Origin of the sequence: Tardiphaga sp. 20_F10_N6_6 (assembly GCF_052076045.1) — a bacterium.
Classification (GTDB): Bacteria; Pseudomonadota; Alphaproteobacteria; order Rhizobiales; family Xanthobacteraceae; genus Tardiphaga; species Tardiphaga robiniae.
This window is the reverse complement of the sequence record NZ_CP197239.1, coordinates 2318679-2338927: the sequence shown is the minus strand read 5'-3', so window position 1 is coordinate 2338927 and position 20249 is coordinate 2318679. Positions and strand designations below refer to the sequence as shown.

Sequence of the window (20249 nt, the reverse complement as noted above, 5' to 3'; positions counted from 1 at the left end):
GAGACCTTACTTTTTCAGTAATGGGCATTTCGATTCAGAGATGGGCCGGAACGCGTCATCGCCCTTCACGGTCTTGACGATGTCGAGATAATCCCACGGCTCTTTGGATTCCGACGGCTTCTTGACGCGGGCCAGATACATGTCGCGAATGACGCGGCCGTCCTCGCGCAGCTTGCCGCCATGCACGAACGTGTCCTCGATGGGCAGTTCGCGCATCTTGGCCATCACCTTGGCCGGATCGTCGGTGCCGGCAGCCTTGATGGCCTGGAGATAGTGCAGCACCGAGCCATAAACTCCGGTCTGGATCATGGTCGGCATCACCTTGGTACGTGCGAAGAACTTCTTCGACCAGGCACGCGTCTTGTCGTCCATGTTCCAGTACGATGCTGTCGTGAGATAGGTGCCTTGGGCAGCCTCGAGTCCGATTGCGTGAACGTCGGTGTCGAACATCAGCAGGCCGACCAGTTTCTGGCCGCCTTTGACCAGCCCGAATTCACCGGATTGCTTGATCGAATTGTCGGTGTCTTGACCGGCATTGGCGAAAGCGACGACTTCAGCCTTCGAGTTCTGCGCCTGCAATGCGAAGGACGAGAAATCGGCGGTGTTGGTCGGATGGCGAACGCCGCCCAGCACCGTGCCGCCGCTTGCCTTGATGAAGCGCGTCGCGTCCTGTTCAAGCTGATTGCCGAAGGCGTAGTCGGCGGTGATGAAGAACCATGACTTGCCACCGCCGGCGACCACAGCAGAGGCCGTCACCTTCGCAAGCGCATAGGTGTCGTAGGTGAAGTGGACCGTGTTGGGGCTGCACAGCTCATCCGTGAGCGTGCTTGCGCCGGGGCCGGACAGCAGTGCGATCTTGTTACGGTCCTTCGCCAGATTATGAACTGCGATGGCGATGGCGGAGTTCGGGATATCGACAACGGCATCGACCTTGCTGGCGTCGAACCAGTTGCGCGCGATCTGGATGCCGACGTCAGACTTCATCTGATGATCGGCGCTGATGATCTCGATCGGCTTCTCGAGAACGGTCGGGCCGAATTCCTCGAGCGCCATCTTCGCGGCTTCGACCGAGCCGGGGCCGCTATTGTCGCGCCCCCAGCTCGAGAGATCGGTGAGAACGCCGATGCGAACGACGTCGTCGGAGACCTGAGCGGAGGTGGTGGATGTCCAAAGCGTGAGCGCGGCTGCGCACACCAGGAACTGGCGTGTCATCTGTTTCTCTCCCCAATGCGGCCTCGTGTCGGGCCAGTCATTCTCTGTTTTTCGCCAAATTAGATATTGGCGAAAAGGTTTGTCAATAGCGAATTCGCGCGTGGAAAGGTGTGGGCACGCGCCGCGATGCCGTGCGTGCGGTGCGGTATCAGACTGATTGTAGCAGCGGTCGAACTACGCGACGGTCACGTCGTGGCTATTGCCGCCTGTGGCTCGCATTCACCGCAATTGCCGCAGCCGCAGTACGGTTCTCGACGCCAAGTTTGGCGTAGATCTGCTCAAGATGCTTGTCGACGGTGCGCGGTGAGAGGCCGAGGATCTGCGCGATATCGCGGTTGCTCTTGCCCTTGCTGAGCCAGGATAGCACTTCGCCCTCGCGGCCCGTGAGGCCAAGCTCCTTGCTGAATTCGGCGGGAGCGGTTGGCGCATTCTCCTTGGCGAGACGCAGCAAGAATTCGTCGGAGCCGACTTTCCCCATATATTGCAGACGCAGCAGCTCGTTGCTCGGAAAGCCCGATGACGGTGCCGGCTTGGCGCCCGGTCGCTGCATCTGCTCGAGCCACTGCATCATGACTGGTGGCAGCAGCAATTCATCATTGGGGGCGGCGATCAGGTGATCGCTGAGCAATTTCTGCGCCTGCGGCGTCGCCCACAGGATATTGCCCTTGCCGCTCACCGCGAGAAGGAAACGCCCGGAGACATCCAGCGCCGTGCGTGCGCTTTGCGTCAGCCGCGCATTGGCGAGATGCACGCGGATGCGCGCCAGCATTTCCTCGATGATGATCGGCTTCGTGACGTAATCGACGCCGCCCGCCTCAAGGCCGCGCACGATGTGTTCGGTCTCGGACAGCCCGGTCATGAAAATCACGGGCACGTCGCCGAGACCCGCATCGCGCTTCAGCCGGCGACAGGTTTCGAAGCCGTCGATCCCCGGCATGACGGCATCCAGCAGGATGATATCCGGCGTGATCTGATCGACGATCCGCATGGCCGCAGCGCCGTCCATGGCCACCATCACGGTCATGCCGGCGCCATCGAGCGCGTCGGTCAGTAGCCGCAATGTTTCCGGTGAGTCGTCGACCACCAGCGCGACGTCGCGTTTTTTCGATTCAGTGGTCATAGGTGTACAGCGTCTTCAAGGTGGCCATGTATTGATCGAGGTCGAAGCGGTCGATCAGCGAACGCATTTGAGCGACGAAGTCGGCATGTTCGGGGTGTTCATTGCCGATCTCGTCGAGCTTCAACTGGATGGCGCGAATGTGCCCCATCTGCCCGAGGCTAATGAGTTCCTCTACATGATGCACGGGTGGCCGTGTGCCGCTATTGGGCGTCCATTGCGGCAGCGGAGCCACTTCGTCGCGTTCGTATTGCCATTCGATCTTCAGGAGCTGGCCGATCTGTTCCAGCAGCCGCGGCAGTTCGATCGGCTTCATGAGGTAACCGTCGTGGAACGGCTGCGCCAGCGGCGTGCCATGGGCTTCCAGCGCGCTGGCCGAGACCATCAGGATACGCGCTTGATGGTGGCCCGACGACCGCAGCTTCTCCGCCACCGTCCAACCGTCCATGCCGGCCATGGAAATATCCAGCAGGAACAGATCCGGGCGGCAATGCTGGGCGAGGCTGAGGCAGGCCTGGCCGTCCGGCGCGCTGAGCAGGATGAAGCCCAGCGGCGTCAGCACCTGACGCAGCAGATCGCGTTGGGTCGGATCGTCGTCGGTGACGAGTATGGTCTTTCTGATACCGTGATAGCCATAGATCGGCGCATCGACCGGCGCGATGCGCGTCGGGTTGGTCACCTCGGAGAGCAGCATCTTGACGCGGAACGTGCTGCCGGTGCCAACCTCGCTGCTAACGCGGATGTCGCCGCCCATCACGCCGGCGAGCAGTTTGGAAATCGTGAGACCCAAACCTGTGCCCGTATGGGGCTGCGCAGCGCCAAGTGCGCCACGCTCGAACGGCGCGAAGATGCGTTCCAGATCGTCGGGACGAATGCCGGGGCCGGTATCGATGATCTCGAACTCGGCGACGGGGCTGCGATAATGGATCACGAACTGCACGCTGCCTTGTTGGGTGAATTTGATAGCGTTGGAGAGCAGGTTGATCAGGATCTGCCGCAATCGCTTCTCGTCGGCATAGACGACCGTTGGCAGAATGTTCGGCCGCCGGAACACGAAGTCGATGCCCTTGGCTGCGGCCTGCAGCCGGAACATGCCGACCAGCTGATCGAGGAAGTCAGTGAGGCGCACTTCGTCACGCGAGAGATACAGGCGCCCCGCCTCGATCTTGGAAATATCCAGAATGCCGTCGATCAGCCCCGAGAGATGATCGGCGCTGCGCTTAACGACACGCACCTGATCGCGCGGGCGGGTCTGCAGACTGTCATCCTGCTCCAGGAGCTGCGCATAGCCGCTGATGGCGTTGAGCGGCGAGCGAAGCTCGTGGCTCAGGCCGACCACATAACGACTCTTGGCGAGGTTGGCGGATTCTGCAACCTCCTTGGCGCGCTGCAGTTCTGCATCGGTGCGCTTGTGCGCGTCGATTTCCTGCATCAGCAGGGTGGTCTGCCGCTTGGTTTCGGCCTCCGCCGCGCGACGGCTTTGCTTGGCCAGCACGAATAGCCATGCCACCACGCCGATGATGATCGCCAGCGCGAAGAACACTTTCCACAGCACTTCCGAGACCTGCGCACTGTCTCCCGGCGATGCGGCGGAGGTCTGCAGATAGATCAGTCCGAGCGTCAGGCCGACGAGACCGGCAGCGATCATGAACACGCCAAGATAATGGCCGAGCTGCGAATTGAGCCGGGCCAGGATCGGCTCCGGCAGCAATTTGCCGAACGTCGCCGACATCTGTGCGTCGATCCGCGCATGAGGCTTGCAGAGATCGTGGCAACGCGCATCGAGCGAGCAGCACAGTGAGCAGATCGGGCCGGCATAGGCCGGGCAATGCGCCATGTCCTCGGGCTCGAACGAATGTTCGCAGATACAGCACTGGATCGCTGCCATGTTCTGCCAGGCGCGCTTCGGCTTGCGGGCGATGTAATATTTTCCGCCAGTCGCGAAGGCGATGATGGGGGCGGTCACAAGCGCGGTAAGCAAGGCTACGAACGGCGACAGTGCCTTGGCTGTGGGGCCGAACAGGCCGTAGAAGGCGCTGACCGACATCACGGTGGCGGCCAGCATGGCGCCGACGCCGACCGGGTTGATGTCGTAGAGATGTGCGCGCTTGAACTCCATCTGCTGCGGACGCAGCCCGAGCGGCTTGTTGATGACGAGATCGGCGACCAGCGCGCCGACCCATGCAATCGCAACGTTCGAGTACAGCGCCAGCGTCTGCTCCAGCGCCTTGTAGACGCCGATTTCCATCAGCAGCAGCGCGACCAGCACATTGAACACCAGCCAGACCACGCGGCCGGGATGGCTGTGGGTGAGGCGCGAGAAGAAGTTCGACCAGGCGATCGAGCCCGCATAGGCGTTGGTGACATTGATCTTGAGCTGCGACAGGATCACGAAGGTTCCTGTCAAAGCGAGCGCCAGATCAGGCTGCGACAGCACATAGCGAAACGCTTCGAGATACATATGGGCGGGCTCGGCGGCGTGCTCGGCCGAAACGCCGTGGGTCAGTGCGAAATAGGCGAGGAACGAGCCGGCCAGCAGCTTGATCGCGCCGACAATGATCCAGCCCGGGCCCGCGCACAGCAGCGCCACCCACCAGCTCGCACGCGAGCTGCGGCGGTCGCGCGGCAGGAAGCGCAGGAAGTCAACCTGTTCGCCGATCTGCGCGACCAGCGAGAATACGACCGAAGCGGCCGTGCCAAACAGCAGGAGATCGAGATGACCGGCGGCGCTGCCGTGGTCGCCCGGAAATTTGGTCCAGGCCACGAAGGAGTCGCGGCTGGCATAGGCGATGGCCGCGAAAGGCAGCAGGTTGAGCACCAGCCAGATCGGCTGGGTCCAGAGCTGAAAACGGCTGATCAGTGTGATGCCATGGGTCACCAGCGGGATGATGACCACGGCCGATATCAGGTAGCCGATGGGGCGCGGAATATCGAAACACATCTCCAGCGCCGAGGCGAGAATGACCGCCTCGATGGCGAAGAAGATGAAGGTGAAAGACGCATAAATCAGCGAGGTAACAGTCGAGCCGATATAGCCGAAACCGGCACCGCGGGTGAGGAGATCGATATCAATGCCGCATTTTGCGGCATAATATGCGATCGGCAATCCGCAGCAGAAGATGATGACGCTGACCACCAGGATCGCTGCCGTGGCGTTGGTCATGCCGTAATTGATGGTGATGGTGCCGCCGATGGCCTCGAGGGCGAGAAACGAAATGGCGCCCAATGCCGTGTTGGCGACCCGCGCGGCGGACCAGCGCCTGGCGCTCTTCGCCGTAAAGCGGAGTGCGTAATCCTCCAGGGTCTGGTTGGCGACCCATTGATTGTACTGGCGTCTCACGCGGTCGATACGCTGCCGCCCTGCCACTACTCCGCTCCTGACCCTGTCAAACTACGCATGTTTGCGTGATGCAAAAACCTACGTCGGCATTTTGCGGTGCAGTATACGCGATCTCGCGTATCCGTGCACCGCACAAGTTCAGCAATGCTTGCCTCACCAATAGGCGTACTCGAACCAGTGGGGTTGAAATGTCAGACGAGAAGAAACCGGGCTTGCACTCGCCATTGCGGCGTAAACTGCTGATGGGCATGGCGGCTTTGCCGGCAATGTCGCTGCTTCCGCGCACATCTTTTGCGCAGGCGCCGGCCACCTCAGCCATCAATACCACCGGCCTTGCGGTTACCGATACGGAAGTTACCGTCGGCATTCTGCATTCCGTCACCGGTACGATGGCGATCTCGGAAACCGGCTCGGTTCAGGCTGAAAAGCTCGCCATCGACCAGATCAACGCCATGGGCGGCGTGCTCGGCCGCAAGATCAAGTTCATCCAGGAAGACGGTGCCTCGGACTGGCCGACCTTCGCTGAAAAGGCCAAGAAGCTGCTGGTCAATGACAAGGTCGCCGCCATCATGGGCTGCTGGACCTCGGCCTCCCGCAAGGCGGTGCTGCCGGTCATGGAGCAGTACAACGGCATGCTCTACTACCCGACCTTCTATGAAGGTCTCGAGCAGTCGAAGAACGTGATCTATACGGGTCAGGAAGCCACCCAGCAGATCCTCGCCGGCCTCGATTGGGTCTCCAAGACCAAAAACGGCAAGAGCTTCTATCTGATCGGCTCGGATTATATCTGGCCGCGCACGTCGATGAAGATCGCGCGCAAGCACATCGAGGGCAAGCTCGGCGGCAAGGTGTCGGGCGAAGAATACTTCCCGCTCGGCCACACCCAGTTCAACTCGGTGATCAACAAGATCAAGCTGACCAAGCCGGACGTGATCTATGCGGCAGTGGTCGGCGGCTCTAACGTCGCCTTCTACAAGCAGCTCAAGGCGGCCGGCATCGACCTGTCGAAGCAGACCATGCTGACCATCTCGGTCACCGAGGACGAGATCGACGGTATCGGCGGCGAGAACATCGCGGGCGCCTATGCCTGTATGAAGTACTTCCAGTCGCTCGATAACCCGAACAACAAGGAATTCGTCGCTGCCTTCAAGAAGATGTGGGGCGAGAAGACCGTGATCGGCGACGTGACGCAGGCTGCCTATCTCGGCCCGTGGCTCTGGAAAATGACGGTCGAAAAGGCCGGCAGCTTCGATATCGACAAGATCGCACCTGCGTCTGCCGGTATCGAATTCACCAAGGCGCCGGAAGGCTACGTCAAGATCCATCCGAACCACCATCTGTGGTCGAAGGCTCGCGTCGGCCAGGCCCAGCTCGATGGCCAGTTCAAGGTGGTCTACGAGACGCCCGAACTGATCGAGCCGGATCCGTTCCCGAAGGGCTACCAGTAAGCCTTCCTCCTCAAGCGCGGAGCGTGTCTCCGCGCAGCTTCTCCCTGGCGCGGACGACCTATCCGCGCACGACAACCCCGCGTCGCGTCTCATCGCGCGGCGCGGGACCCTTTCCCTGACGGAGGACGGATCGATGTTCGGCGACTATTCGATTGGTGACCTTGGCGCCATCTTTGCAATGCAGGGCTTTGCCGGCCTGATCCTGTTTTCGGTCTATGTGCTGATGGCACTCGGCCTCGCAATCATCTTCGGGCAGATGGGCGTCATCAACATGGCGCATGGCGAATTCATGATCCTCGGCGCCTACGTTACCTGGCTGACGTCGAGCTTCTTCCAGTCGCATCTGCCGTCACTGTTCTCCGGCTACTTCTTCGTTGCCATGATCCTCGCTTTCATCGCCTCCGGTGCGCTGGGGATGCTGGTCGAATGGGGGCTGATACGGCATCTCTACAAGCGTCCGCTCGACACGCTGCTGGCGACCTGGGGCCTCAGCCTGATCCTGCAGCAGGCCTATCGCTCGGTGTTCGGTGCGCGCGAAGTCGGCGTCGAACTGCCGCAATGGATGATGGGCTCCAAGCAGGTCACCGATACGATCGAGGTGCCGATCAACGGCATCTTCGTGATGGTACTGACGCTGGGGATCACCATGGTGGTCGCCTACATCATGTACAAGTCGCGCTGGGGTCGTCAGGTTCGCGCCGTGGTGCAGAACCGTGTGATGGCCGGCGCCGTCGGCATCAATACCGAGAAGGTCGACCGCTACACCTTCGGCCTCGGCTGCGGCATCGCCGGAATCGCCGGCTCCGCCTTCACCATGATCGGCTCGACCGGTCCGACCTCCGGCCAGCTCTACATCGTCGATACGTTCCTTGTCGTGGTGTTCGGCGGCGCGGCCAGCCTGTTCGGCACCATCGCCTCGGCCTTCACCATCTCCCAGGCGCAGTCGACCATGGAATTCTTCATGTCCGGTTCTATGGCCAAGGTGCTGACGCTGCTCACCATCGTCGCGATCCTGATGATCCGGCCGCAGGGCCTGTTCGCCCTCAAGGTCCGCAAGTAAGCGCGTGCAGTACAGACAGAGCAGGGTATTCTCACCATGATCAATTCACGCTTCTTCAACCGCTCGGAGCTTCTCGGTTTCCTGTCGCTGCTGCTGCTGCTCGCAGTCATTCTGCCGCTGTTTCTGGATGTGTTTCGTCTCAACCTCGTCGCCAAATATCTGACCTACGCCTTCGTCGCGATCGGTCTGGTGATGTGCTGGGGCTATGGCGGTATCCTCAGCCTCGGGCAGGGTGTGTTCTTCGGCCTTGGCGGCTATTGCATGGCGATGTTCCTGAAGCTGGAAGCCTCCAGCGTCGCCAACACCAAGATCCAGTCGACCCCCGGCATTCCGGATTTCATGGACTGGAACCAGATCACGGCGCTGCCGATGTTCTGGAAGCCGTTTCACTCGCTGACGCTGACCATCATCGCCATCCTCGTGGTGCCGACGCTGCTGGCCTTCATCATCGGCGCCGCGATGTTCAAGCGACGTGTCGGCGGCGTCTATTTCGCCATCATCACCCAGGCCATCGCGGCGATCGCCACCATCCTGATCATCGGCCAGCAGGGCTACACCGGCGGCATCAACGGCATGACCGACCTGCGCACGCTGAACGGCTGGGACATCCGCACCGATCACGCCAAGGTCATTCTCTACTTCTTCGAAGTCTTCGTGCTGTTCGCCTGTATCATCACCGCGCAGTTCATCCGCCTGACCAAGCTCGGCCGCATCCTGGTGGCGATGCGCGAACAGGAGGACCGCGTCCGCTTCTCCGGCTACAGCGTGGCCAACTTCAAGATCTTCGCCTTCTGTGCCGCGGCAATGTTTGCGGCGATCGGTGGCGCCATGTTCACGCTGCAGATCGGCTTCATGTCGCCCTCCTTCGTCGGCATCGTGCCGTCGATCGAAATGGTGATCTACACGGCCGTGGGCGGCCGCATGTCCATCTTCGGCGCGGTCTACGGCACGCTCTTGGTGAACTACGCCAAGACGATGCTGTCGGAATCCTTCCCCGAGCTCTGGCTGTTCGGCCTCGGCGGCTTGTTCATCGCCGTGGTGCTGTTCTTCCCCAATGGCCTGTCCGGCATCTGGCGCGATCACGTGGCGCGCCACATCGATCGCCTGATCGCCATGCGCTCGTCTAAATCCAAGAAGGCTTGGGCCATCAAATCCGCCGCCGACGGCGCGCCGGCCGAGTAAGGGGACATCATGCTCATCGGACATCAGCCCAAGGAATTTTTGCTCGCGGTCGAAGGGCTCACCGTTTCCTTCGACGGCTTCAAGGCGGTCAACGATCTCTCCTTCTACGTCGAGGAGAACGAGATCCGCGTCATTATCGGCCCCAACGGCGCGGGCAAGACCACCGTCCTCGATCTGATCTGCGGCAAGACCAAAGCCACCTCGGGCTCCGTCCAGTTTCGCGGCACCGAACTCACCAAATTGAAAGAGAACCAGATCGTGCAGGCCGGCGTCGGCCGCAAGTTCCAGACGCCGTCGGTCTATGACGACCTCACGGTGTTCGAGAATCTGGAGATTTCCTATCCGCGCGGGCGCTCGGTGTTCGGCTCGCTGATGTTCAAGCGGGACGCCGCAGTGCGCGAGCGCGTCGAGGAAGTTGCCGAGATGATCTTCCTCAAGGATCGTCTCAACATGTATGCCGATGTGCTCTCGCATGGCCAGAAGCAGTGGCTCGAGATCGGCATGCTGCTGATCCAGGATCCAGACCTCTTGATGCTCGACGAGCCCGTCGCCGGCATGAGCGTGAGCGAGCGCGTCAAGACGGCGGAACTGCTCAATACGATCATCAAGAACCGCTCGGTTCTGGTGATCGAACACGACATGAAATTCGTCGAGGACATCGCCCACAAGGTGACCGTGCTGCATCAGGGACAGATCCTGTCCGAAGGCACCATGGAGAAGGTTCAGAACGATCCCAAGGTCATCGAAGTCTATCTGGGTCATTGAGGAGATCATCATGCTCGCGATCAACGATCTCCACGTCGCTTACGGCCAGAGCGAAGTTCTGCATGGCCTCAACGTCTCGGTGCAGCCCAACGAAATCGTGGCCATCATGGGCCGCAACGGCATGGGCAAGACCACGCTGATGAAGTCGCTGATGGGCATCGTGCCGACCAAGTCGGGCTCGGTGACCATGGAAGGCAAGGAGCTCGGTGCGCTGAAGAGTTATGAGCGCGTCGCGCGCGGCCTCGCTTACGTGCCGCAGGGCCGCATGATCTTCTCGCATATGACGGTGAAGGAGAATATCGAGACCGGCCTTGTCGCTTCTGGCGAGAAGGAAGTGCCGGGCGATCTCTATGAGCTGTTCCCGGTGCTGCTCGAAATGAGAGGCCGCCGCGGCGGCAATCTCTCCGGCGGCCAACAGCAGCAGCTTGCCATCGCCCGCGCGCTCGCCACCAAGCCGAAGGTACTGCTGCTGGATGAACCCACCGAAGGCATCCAGCCGTCGATCATCAAGGACATGGCCCGCACGCTGAAGCACATCCGCGACACCAAGGGCCTGTCGATCATCGTCTCCGAACAGGTGCTGAGCTTTGCGCTCGATGTCGCCGACCGTGTCCTCGTCATCGAGAATGGTGAGATCGTTCGCGACGAAGCGCGCGAAGGTATCGATGCCGCGCAGATCGCTAAGTACCTGTCCGTCTAATTCACCACGCGTCCAACCACCAAGACCAGTAACCGAAGGGGAGCATTGAATGCCAGATACACTGATCAAGGTCGACCTTACGCAATCGGCCTACGACAACGACATGATTCACAACCGCTGGCATTCGGACATTCCCATGGTCGCATGGGTCAATCCCGGCGATGACTTCATCGTCGAGACCTATGACTGGACTGGTGGCTTCATCAAGAACAACGACAGCGCCGACGACGTGCGCGACATTGATCTGTCGATCGTGCACTTCCTGTCCGGCCCGATCGGCGTCAAGGGTGCGGAGCCCGGCGATCTGCTCGTGGTCGACCTGCTCGATGTCGGCCCGATGAAGGACTCGCTGTGGGGCTTCAACGGCTTCTTCTCCAAGCAGAATGGCGGCGGCTTCCTGACCGATCACTTCCCGGAAGCGCAGAAGTCGATCTGGGACTTCAAGGGCATGTACACCTCGTCGCGTCACATCCCGGGCGTGAACTTCGCCGGCCTGATCCATCCCGGCCTGATCGGCTGTCTGCCCGATCCGAAACTGCTTGCCACCTGGAACGAGCGCGAGACCGCACTGATCGCGACGAACCCGACCCGCGTGCCCGGCCTTGCCAATCCGCCGTTCGGCCCGACTGCCCATATGGGTCGGCTGAAGGGTGAGGCGAAGGAGAAGGCTGCGGCCGAAGGCGCGCGCACCGTTCCGCCGCGCGAGCATGGCGGCAATTGCGACATCAAGGATCTGTCGCGCGGCTCGAAGGTCTATTTCCCGGTCTATGTCCCTGGCGGCGGTCTCTCCATGGGCGACCTGCACTTCTCGCAGGGCGACGGCGAAATCACCTTCTGCGGCGCCATCGAGATGGCCGGCTGGCTGCACATCAAGGTCGATGTCATCAAGGACGGCGTGTCGAAATACGGTATCAAGAACCCCGTGTTCAAGCCGTCACCGATGACGCCGAACTACAACGACTTCCTGATCTTCGAAGGCATCTCTGTCGACGAGCAGGGCAAGCAGCATTATCTCGACGTGCATATCGCCTATCGTCAGGCCTGTCTGAATGCCATCGAATATCTGAAGAAGTTCGGCTATTCCGGCGCGCAGGCCTATTCGATCCTCGGCACCGCGCCGGTGCAGGGCCACATCTCCGGCGTCGTCGACGTGCCCAATGCCTGCGCCACGCTGTGGCTGCCGACGCAGATCTTCGACTTCGACATCAATCCGTCGTCGGCAGGGCCCGTCAAACACATCAAGGGCGACATCCAGATGCCGCTCTCGCCGGACAAGTAACGCGGTCAACTCGGCTGCGGGGCTCTAGTCACGGCCCCGCGGCACTTTTTTCTGATGTGCCAACGAAAGTGAAGCGCGATGCCGGTCTATGAATATCTCTGCGACGATTGCGGTCCGTTCACCGACATGCGGCCGATGGCCGAATGCGATGACCCGCAGAACTGTCCGCATTGCGCGACACAGGCCCCGCGTGTGATCCTGACTGCGCCGGCGTTCTTCTGCATGCCCTCCGACAAGCGCAAGGCCCACGCCACCAACGAGCGCAGCCGCAATGCGCCGAAGACATCGGCGGAGTACAAGGCGTCGCACGGGGCCGGTTGCGGTTGCTGTTCCGGCAAGAAGCCGTCGCGGCTGGTGAAGCAGACCCGCTCGGGCGCCAAGAGCTTCCCGACAGCGCGGCCGTGGATGATCAGCCACTGACTCCTCTGAATTGATGCGCTAAAGTCCACTCCCGTGTGCCTCATTGCCGCGGGAGGCGGAGGCGCACCATGCGACACAATCCATTCGGCCAAACCAAGCGCGACGTCTCAGTCATCGGGCAGGGCACCTGGTATATCGACCACAGTGACCGCGCTGCGGCGGTCAGGGCGCTGCAGGCCGGCCTCGATGCCGGCATGAGCCATATCGACACGGCCGAAATGTATGGTGACGCGGAACTCGTGATTGCAGAGGCCATCGCCCGCCGTCGCGACGAGGTGTTCCTGGTCTCCAAGGTGCTGCCGAGCAACGCATCGCGGAAGGGCACCATCGCCGCCTGCGAGCGCTCGCTGAAGCGGCTGGGTACCGACCGGCTCGATTGCTACCTGCTGCACTGGCGCGGTCAGGTGCCGCTTGCCGAGACTGTCGCCGCCTTCGGAGAGTTGAAGGCGGCCGGCAAGATTGCCTCCTGGGGCGTCAGCAACTTCGATGTCGACGATCTCAACGAGCTGTCGAAACTTGCAGGCAAGGGCGCCATCGCCTGCAATCAGGTGCTCTATCATTTACAGGAGCGCGCCATCGAACACCGCGTGATCCCGTGGTGCGAGAGCCATGGCGTCGCTGTCGTGGCCTATTCGCCGTTCGGGCATAATGATTTCCCGTCGACGCGCTCGCCGGGCGGCAAAATCCTGCAGCAGATCGCCGACGCCCATCTGGCCACGCCGCGGCAGGTGGCGCTCGCTTTCCTGATCCGTCAGCCAACGGTCTTCGCAATTCCGAAAGCGTCTTCGGCCGCCCATGCGGCGGACAACGCGGCGGCGAGTGCATTGACGCTCAGGGCGGCCGAACTGGCTGATATTGGAAAGGCGTTCCCGCTCGGCCGGGAGCCTTCCAGTCTACCGATGCTGTAGGGATGCGGTAAAATCGATGCTGCGCTGCACGCTGGCCGCTGATGCGTCGGCCGGCATAGGCTTTTTTGCCGCGTGCATATCCGTGTCCTGATATCGGCAGTTGTCCCGGCCTCGTGATCGTCGTTTTGTGAGCCGTATTCGATTCGGCTCGCATGCACCGACGAGCCCGCATATTGGTCCCCGCTCGTGACAAGCCATGTTCCGCCGCCGAAGACTGCTGCCCCTGTATCGGCGCATCGCCATACCGACCGGCCGCTGCGCGGCATTCTGATGATCATTTGCTCGACGGCGTTTCTGGCGTCATCGGACGCGATGGCGAAGTATCTGTCGCGCACGGGCATGCCATCGGTGGAGATCGCCTGGATCCGCTTTCTGGTGTTCGTCGTGATCCTGCTGCCGATCGTGTTGGCGCCGGCCTCGGGCAATCCGATGCGCTCGACGCGGCCGCTGCTGCAGGTATTTCGCGGGCTGGGCCTGTTGTGTTCGTCGATCTTCTTCATCATGGCGCTCGGTTATCTGCCGATCGCGGAAGCGACTGCGACGGGCTTCATCTCGCCGCTATTCGTCACCGGGCTATCGGTTCTCTTCCTCGGCGAAAAGGTCGGTCTGCGCCGCTGGACTGCCACCATCGCAGGGCTTCTGGGCGTATTGATCATCGTGCGGCCAGGCACCGCGGCGTTTCAGCCCGGTACGATCTTTCCGATCATTTCGGCGTTGGGCTGGGCGACCGCATTGGTGTTGACGCGCAAAATAAGCGGGGCCGACCGCGCCATCACCACGATGGCGTTCTCGGCGATCACCGGCTTTCTCGTGCTCAGTGTCATCGTGCCGTTCTACTGGATCGTACCGAGCTGGACGCAGATCGCGCTCGGCGTTGGTATTGGCGTCGCCGCTACTGTCGGCCACTGGATTGTCGTATTGGCCTTCCGCTATGCGGATGCATCGGTACTGGCGCCGTTCTCCTATGTGCAGCTGGTGTGGGTGACGCTGATCGGCTTCTTCCTGTTTGGCGAAGTGCCCGATGCTGTCACTTTCGCCGGTGCTGCAATCATCATCGCCAGCGGTGTCTACACCGCACATCGCGAACGCGTGCGCCGCGCGCAGGTCACCGCACCGGCGGAACCTTATCCGAGCGCCTAATGATGAGCTGTTGATAGAGACAGGTCGTCCCCATTGCTCGATTTTCCCCTGAGCCACGGCGCTTGCGGTGGGTACATCCGAATGTGTTGCATATTTTTCCGCAAACATGGACGATGATACCCGGCATATTTCGGGCTTTATCGCGGCTTAAGAATAACAGCTCTTCTGTGCAATTTTTCCGTGAGTTTTAAACATTCCGAACGTTGCACGCGCTATGCTTCGATATCTCGTCATATGTTGGTATCTTTATGCTACGAGTCTGGAATTGCATCGAGTTGCAGCATGACTGGCGGCAGATCCTGCTGGCGGCAGCGGTGTGTTTTCTCTCCAGCCTTGCTGCCGTCAACCTGTTCACGCGTGCGCGCACCGCATTGCCCGACACGCGCCTTGCGTGGTTGATTACCGCAGGCGCGGTCACCGGATTCGGCACATGGGCGACGCATTTCATCGCGATGCTCGCATACACGCCTGGTTTCGAACTCCATTACGATCTTATCATCACCGCCTGTTCGCTCGTCGCCTCTGCAGTGATGACCACGGCCGGATTCGCCATCGCGCTGTTTAATCGAACCAAACGGAACGCGCTGGCCGGCGGCGCGGTGATCGGCCTCGGCATCGCCTGCATGCACTATATGGGCATGGCGTCGCTGCGCATCCCCGCCATCATCCAGTGGATGCCGGACCTCGTGACGGCGTCGGTCGTCGGCGGCATGGTGATTGCCGCCTTGGCGATCCTCATCGCCCAGACAGCCGACCGGCCCGGCAAGCTGCTCGTTGCCGCACTGCTTCTGACGCTCGCGATCTGTGTACATCACTTCGTTGCCATGGGCGCGATCGATCTGACCTACAATGCCGCAGCCGCTGAGACCCAAAGTCTGCTGTCGCCGATCGAACTGTCGCTGGCCATTGCGGCCTTCACCGCCGCCGTGGTGATCGCGGGCCTCGTCGTTGCCGTAACAGATCAGCGCACCCGCCGCAGCATGAGCAAGCGCAATCTGCAGCTCGATGCGGCGCTCAACAATATGGAGCAGGGCCTGTGCATGTATAGCGCCGATGGTCTGCTCGAATTGTGGAACGAAAGCTACATGCGCATGTACAATATCGCGCCGGCGAAAATGTTCGCCGGCGCGACCGAGGATCAGGTGCTGGCAATTCGCGCGGCAGCTGGCACGCTGTTCGTCGATATGGATAGTTATGAGATGAAGATGCGGACGGCGCTCGCGGATCGCGTGCCGAGCAGCCAGACCGCCGAGCTGCCGGATGGACGCGCCATCAATGTGCGCTACCGGCCGATGAAGAATGGCGGCTGGGTCGCGACCCATGCCGACATCACCGACCGCAAACTCAGCGAAGCGCGGATCGTGCATCTCGCGCGGCACGATCCGATCACCGATCTGCCCAATCGTGTTGCTTTCAACGAACATCTGGCCCGCGTCTTCAAAGAGGCCTCGGCGGGACACGGCTCGTTTGCGATCGCGCGGATCGATATAGACCGCTTCAGAGAGACAAATGACGTATACGGCCAGGCCACTGGAGACGCCGTACTGGCCGAGCTGGCGAAGCGGCTGGCGCAAGCCTGCAACGGTGCATTTCTGGCACGGCCGAGTGGCGATATCTTCTCGATCGTGTCTCATCTCGGCGCGGAGCCGCAAACAGCGGAAGATCTCTGTGCGCGATTGTCGGGCATTCTCGATAATACGTTTCAGATCGACGGCCAGCACGTCAATGTTCGCTGTAGTATCGGCATCTCCGTCTATCCGCAGGACGGCCAGGATATCGAAGCTCTCATTGCGCATGCGGATCTGGCGCTCGACCGCGCCAAGGCCGAGGAACGCGGCACCATCCGCTTCTTCGAGGCTGCGATGGATCAGCACATCCGCGAGAAGCGACTGCTGCAACGTGATCTCGTGGTGGCGGTCGAGAACAAGCAATTCCAACTCTATTTTCAGCCGCAGGCGACCACCGAGGGCGCTGTCGTCGCCTTCGAGGTTCTGCTGCGCTGGCGGCATCCCGAGCGCGGCATCATCTCGCCGACGGTGTTCATTCCGCTAGCGGAGGAGAGCGGTCTGATAGGCGCCATCGACGAGTGGGTGGCGCGCGAGGCCTGTCGCGAGGCGGCGACCTGGGTCAATCCGCTGTCGATTGCCATTAACCTGTCGCCGGTCAATTTTCAGCGCGGCGATGTGCCCGGGATGCTCGCCGCCGTTCTGGCGGAAACCGGTCTATGCCCGAAGCGTGTCGAGATCGAGATCACCGAAGGCGTGCTGATTGACGATTTTGCTGGTGCCATCGCAATCCTGCACGCCGTCAAGGAACTGGGCGTTCGCGTCGCCATGGATGATTTCGGTACGGGGTATTCGAGCTTGAGCTATTTGCAGGCTTTCCCCTTCGACAAGATCAAGATCGACCAGACCTTCGTAGCCAATCTCGAGGACAATCCGCAGTCAGCGGCTATTGTTCACGCTATCATCGGGCTCGGCCGCTCGTTGAAGCTCCCGGTGATCGCCGAGGGCGTCGAGACCGTCGCCCAAATGTCGTTTCTTGCGAGCGAAGGCTGTGCGGAAATCCAGGGTTTCCTGATCGGCCGCCCGCAGCCGATTGCGCACTACCAGAGCGTCGTCAGCGCCCCGGGTGGTACCGCCGCCACGGTGAAGCTGGCCAGCTAGCTCTGGGCCCTCACACCGGCAGTGCGATCGAATACTTCACCTGGCTGAGGGCGAAGCTGGATTCGATCGAGGCGATGCCGTCGAGCCGCGTCAGCTTGTTCTTCAGGAATGCCTCATAGGACGACAGATCCGCCGCGACGACGCGCAAGAGATAGTCGCGGTTGCCGGTCATCAGATAGCATTCCAGCACTTCCTCCCATTTCGAGATCGCTTTCGCAAAACGGTTGAGGTCTTCCTCCTTCTGCCTGACAAGCTTGATGGAGATGAAGACACTTACTGGGAGCCCGATCGATTTTTGATCGACCAGCGCCATGTAGCGGGTGATGACGCCGCGCTCTTCCAGCAATTTCACCCTGCGATGGCACGGCGAGATCGAGAGCCCGACCTTCTCGGCGAGCTCCTGCATGGTGATGCGGCTGTCGATCTGCAGCGCGGCGAGAATCTTGCGGTCGATTGCGTCGAGGGCTGACATTGGGAAAATTCCATGAAATTGGAGCCAGAACAATTCGTTTATCCCAAGATGGCCGTGGTTGTCGCGATGAATTGAGAAAATCCCGCAAGGGCGCCTGCTAGAATGGCGACCTCATCACGAACCAGCGCAGCTGGCCGACGCGGGAGCCCACCATGCCGATCGATCATCATCGCCTGCAGACCCTGACCGCCTTGGCGCGCAAGGTGCTCTGGCTCTCGTCATGGACCATCCATAACGCCAACCACATCCGCCCCAATACCGACGGCCTCAAGGTTGGCGGCCATCAGGCGTCATCCGCCTCGCTGGCGACGATCATGTCGGCGCTGTATTTCGCCGTGCTGAAGCCGGAAGACCGCGTCGCGGTGAAGCCGCATGCGAGTCCGGTGTTCCACGCCATCCAGTATCTGTTCGGCAACCAGACGCGCGAGAAGCTCGAGAACTTCCGCGGCTTCAAGGGGGCGCAAAGCTATCCGTCGCGCACCAAGGATATCGACGATGTCGATTTCTCCACCGGCTCGGTCGGCCTCGGCGTCGCGCAGACGCTGTTCTCGTCGCTGGTGCAGGACTACGTCTCGGCTCACGGCTGGATGAAGGACCGCCGCGAAGGCCGCATGATCGCGCTGGTCGGCGATGCCGAGATGGACGAGGGCAATATCTTCGAAGCTTTGCTTGAAGGCTGGAAGCACGGGCTGCGCAACACCTGGTGGATCGTCGACTACAACCGCCAGAGCCTCGACGCCGTGGTGCGCGAGGGGCTGTGGGAGAAGTTCGAATCCATGTTCCGCAACTTTGGCTGGGACGTGGTGATCGTGAAGTATGGCCGGCTAATGCAGACGGCTTTTGCCGAGCCCGGCGGCGCGGCGCTGAAGACCTGGATCGACAACTGTCCGAACCAGATCTATTCGGCTTTGTGTTTCCAGGGTGGCGCAGCGTTCCGCAAGCGGCTCAACGACGAGATCGGCGATCAGGGTCCGGTGTCGCGCCTGATCGAGGCGCGCAGCGACGAGGAACTGCTGGCACTGATGTCCAATTTGGGCGGCCACGACATGGCCAGCATGGTCGAGGCTTTCGAAGCCATCGATCACGATCGTCCGGTCTGCTTCATCGCCTATACGATCAAGGGCATCGGCCTGCCGTTCCAGGGCCACAAGGACAACCATGCGGGCCTGATGACGCCGACGCAAATGGAGACCTGGCGCGCGGCGCAGAACATTCGGCCCGGCCATGAATGGGACAGATATGAAGGCCTGACGCAGGAGGCTTTGATGCTCGATGCGTTCCTCAAGGATGTGCCTTTCGTGCAGCAGGGCACGCGGCGCCTGGGCGCTGACGTGATCGATGTTCCCGCGCATCTGTCGTTCAAGCCATCGCCGGAAATGTCGACGCAGCAGGGTTTCGGCCTCGTCCTGCATGAGCTGGCACGCGGCGATACCGAACTGGCGTCGCGCATCGTCACCGCGTCGCCCGATGTCACCGTGTCCACCAATCTCGGCGCCTGGGTCAATCGCCGCGGGCTGTTCGCGCGTGCCGAGAAGGCCGATCACTTCCGCAGCGAGAAGATTCCGTCCACCTTCAACTGGGACTTTTCGCCGAAGGGCCAGCATCTCGAACTCGGCATCGCCGAGGCGAACCTGTTCATCCTGATGTCGGCCCTGGGCCTGTCGAGCAGCATCAACGGCGTCCGTCTGCTGCCGGTCGCGACGCTGTACGATCCCTTCATCGAGCGTGGTCTCGATCAGCTCAACTATGCCTGTTATCAGGATGCCCGTTTCATGGTGGCGGCGACGCCGTCGGGCATCACGCTTGCGCCAGAAGGCGGTGCTCATCAGTCGATCGCGACGCCGCTGATCGGCATGGCGCAAGACGGGCTCGCATCATTCGAGCCGGCTTTCGTCGATGAGCTCGCCGTCATCATGGGGTGGGGCTTCCAGCACATGCAGCGCGACGCGGGCACTGATGACAGCGGTCAGCGTGCCGGCGGCTCGGTCTATCTGCGGCTCTCCACGCGCACCATCGAGCAGCCGCAGCGCATGATGACGCCGGAGCTGCAGCAGGGCATCACTGACGGCGCCTACTGGCTGCGCAAGCCCGGCGCCAATTGCGATCTGGTGATCGCCTATACCGGCACGCTGGCGCCGGAAGCGATCGAGGCAACGGGACTGCTTGGCGACAGCCATCGCGACATCGGCCTGCTGGCGATCACCTCAGCCGACCGTCTCCATGCCGGCTGGACGTCAGCGCGGAAAATCCGCCGCGACCGGCGTAACCCGCAGCATCTGAGCCACATCGAGAAGCTGCTGCAGCCGCTGCCGCGCGATTGCGGCATCGTCACCGTGCTCGATGGTCATCCCGCGACTTTGGGCTGGATTGGCAGCGTGTGCGGTCATCGTATGGAAGCGCTGGGTGTCGAGCAATTCGGCCAGACCGGCACGATCGGTGACCTCTATCGCCACCACGGCATCGACGCGAATGCAATCGTCGACGCGGCGGAGGAGCTGAGCGGGGTGCCCGTGCTGCATCGGAAGATGGCCGTGTAGGTC

General features: G+C 61.4%; 15 protein-coding genes. 11 read left to right on the top strand and 4 right to left on the bottom strand.

All coding sequences use genetic code 11. The features are described 5' to 3' along the window. Positions 1–6 precede the first annotated feature (6 nt). The 3 genes from AB7813_RS11430 to AB7813_RS11420 all read right to left on the bottom strand — a co-directional run bounded on the left by AB7813_RS11430 (position 7) and on the right by AB7813_RS11420 (position 5696). Entirely contained in the window at positions 7–1212 is a 1206-nt protein-coding gene (locus AB7813_RS11430) for an ABC transporter substrate-binding protein (RefSeq protein ID WP_439083056.1), read from the bottom strand. Between the two features lie 196 nt (positions 1213–1408). Next, a complete protein-coding gene (locus AB7813_RS11425) occupies positions 1409–2332 on the bottom strand; it encodes a response regulator (RefSeq protein ID WP_439083058.1) in 924 nt (307 codons plus the stop codon). Next, positions 2322–5696: a hybrid sensor histidine kinase/response regulator gene (locus tag AB7813_RS11420; RefSeq protein ID WP_439083059.1), complete on the bottom strand. Its 3375-nt coding sequence runs from the start codon at positions 5694–5696 to the stop codon at positions 2322–2324. The genes AB7813_RS11425 and AB7813_RS11420 overlap by 11 nt, the downstream gene beginning before the upstream one ends. 161 nt (positions 5697–5857) lie before the next feature. On the opposite strand from AB7813_RS11420, the gene urtA reads away from it, so the two are divergent. The 10 genes from urtA (at position 5858) to AB7813_RS11370 (ending at position 17237) form a co-directional block, all read left to right on the top strand. Further along, positions 5858–7117, top strand: a complete 1260-nt coding sequence (gene urtA, locus AB7813_RS11415) for an urea ABC transporter substrate-binding protein (protein WP_439064527.1) — start codon at positions 5858–5860, stop codon at positions 7115–7117. A gap of 133 nt (positions 7118–7250) precedes the next feature. Further along, positions 7251–8177 (top strand): urea ABC transporter permease subunit UrtB, encoded by a 927-nt coding sequence (gene urtB / locus AB7813_RS11410; RefSeq protein ID WP_089265233.1) that lies wholly within the window; start codon positions 7251–7253, stop codon positions 8175–8177. A gap of 36 nt (positions 8178–8213) precedes the next feature. Beyond that, complete coding sequence (gene urtC, locus AB7813_RS11405) at positions 8214–9359, top strand: urea ABC transporter permease subunit UrtC (protein ID WP_439064526.1); 1146 nt, start codon at positions 8214–8216, stop codon at positions 9357–9359. Positions 9360–9368: 9 nt separating this feature from the next. Next, a complete protein-coding gene (gene urtD, locus AB7813_RS11400) occupies positions 9369–10124 on the top strand; it encodes an urea ABC transporter ATP-binding protein UrtD (RefSeq protein ID WP_068735525.1) in 756 nt (251 codons plus the stop codon). A gap of 10 nt (positions 10125–10134) precedes the next feature. Next, on the top strand, positions 10135–10824 hold the full coding sequence (gene urtE, locus AB7813_RS11395; RefSeq protein WP_439064525.1) for an urea ABC transporter ATP-binding subunit UrtE: 690 nt from the start codon (positions 10135–10137) through the stop codon (positions 10822–10824). A gap of 49 nt (positions 10825–10873) precedes the next feature. Further along, entirely contained in the window at positions 10874–12103 is a 1230-nt protein-coding gene (gene fmdA, locus AB7813_RS11390) for a formamidase (RefSeq protein WP_439064524.1), read from the top strand. 78 nt (positions 12104–12181) lie between these two features. Continuing rightward, a complete protein-coding gene (locus AB7813_RS11385; protein ID WP_120291885.1) occupies positions 12182–12523 on the top strand; it encodes an FmdB family zinc ribbon protein in 342 nt (113 codons plus the stop codon). A 68-nt stretch (positions 12524–12591) separates the two neighbouring features. Next, positions 12592–13431, top strand: coding sequence for an aldo/keto reductase (locus AB7813_RS11380; protein ID WP_439064523.1), 840 nt, complete (start codon positions 12592–12594; stop codon positions 13429–13431). 186 nt (positions 13432–13617) lie between these two features. Then, complete coding sequence (locus tag AB7813_RS11375; protein ID WP_374725716.1) at positions 13618–14571, top strand: DMT family transporter; 954 nt, start codon at positions 13618–13620, stop codon at positions 14569–14571. 248 nt (positions 14572–14819) lie between these two features. Further along, positions 14820–17237 carry a bifunctional diguanylate cyclase/phosphodiesterase gene (locus tag AB7813_RS11370; RefSeq protein WP_439064522.1) on the top strand — a complete coding sequence of 806 codons (2418 nt, stop codon included), beginning with the start codon at positions 14820–14822 and terminating at the stop codon, positions 17235–17237. A gap of 10 nt (positions 17238–17247) precedes the next feature. Here AB7813_RS11370 and AB7813_RS11365 read toward each other — a convergent pair whose 3' ends face one another. Further along, the gene (locus tag AB7813_RS11365) at positions 17248–17709 is read right to left on the bottom strand and encodes an Lrp/AsnC family transcriptional regulator (RefSeq protein ID WP_175366591.1); all 462 of its coding nucleotides are present in this window, start codon (positions 17707–17709) and stop codon (positions 17248–17250) included. A 152-nt stretch (positions 17710–17861) separates the two neighbouring features. Here AB7813_RS11365 and AB7813_RS11360 point away from each other — a divergent pair, with 152 nt between their 5' ends. Then, entirely contained in the window at positions 17862–20246 is a 2385-nt protein-coding gene (locus AB7813_RS11360) for a transketolase (RefSeq protein ID WP_439064521.1), read from the top strand. Positions 20247–20249: the final 3 nt, after the last annotated feature.

Coding starts and splice junctions, on each gene's coding strand:
- AB7813_RS11430 (WP_439083056.1), bottom strand. CDS start 1,212: ATGACACGCCAGTTCCTGGTGTGCGCAGCCGCGCTCACGCTTTGGACA.
- AB7813_RS11425 (WP_439083058.1), bottom strand. CDS start 2,332: ATGACCACTGAATCGAAAAAACGCGACGTCGCGCTGGTGGTCGACGAC.
- urtA (WP_439064527.1), top strand. CDS start 5,858: ATGTCAGACGAGAAGAAACCGGGCTTGCACTCGCCATTGCGGCGTAAA.
- urtB (WP_089265233.1), top strand. CDS start 7,251: ATGTTCGGCGACTATTCGATTGGTGACCTTGGCGCCATCTTTGCAATG.
- urtC (WP_439064526.1), top strand. CDS start 8,214: ATGATCAATTCACGCTTCTTCAACCGCTCGGAGCTTCTCGGTTTCCTG.
- urtD (WP_068735525.1), top strand. CDS start 9,369: ATGCTCATCGGACATCAGCCCAAGGAATTTTTGCTCGCGGTCGAAGGG.
- urtE (WP_439064525.1), top strand. CDS start 10,135: ATGCTCGCGATCAACGATCTCCACGTCGCTTACGGCCAGAGCGAAGTT.
- fmdA (WP_439064524.1), top strand. CDS start 10,874: ATGCCAGATACACTGATCAAGGTCGACCTTACGCAATCGGCCTACGAC.
- AB7813_RS11385 (WP_120291885.1), top strand. CDS start 12,182: ATGCCGGTCTATGAATATCTCTGCGACGATTGCGGTCCGTTCACCGAC.
- AB7813_RS11380 (WP_439064523.1), top strand. CDS start 12,592: ATGCGACACAATCCATTCGGCCAAACCAAGCGCGACGTCTCAGTCATC.
- AB7813_RS11370 (WP_439064522.1), top strand. CDS start 14,820: ATGCTACGAGTCTGGAATTGCATCGAGTTGCAGCATGACTGGCGGCAG.
- AB7813_RS11365 (WP_175366591.1), bottom strand. CDS start 17,709: ATGTCAGCCCTCGACGCAATCGACCGCAAGATTCTCGCCGCGCTGCAG.
- AB7813_RS11360 (WP_439064521.1), top strand. CDS start 17,862: ATGCCGATCGATCATCATCGCCTGCAGACCCTGACCGCCTTGGCGCGC.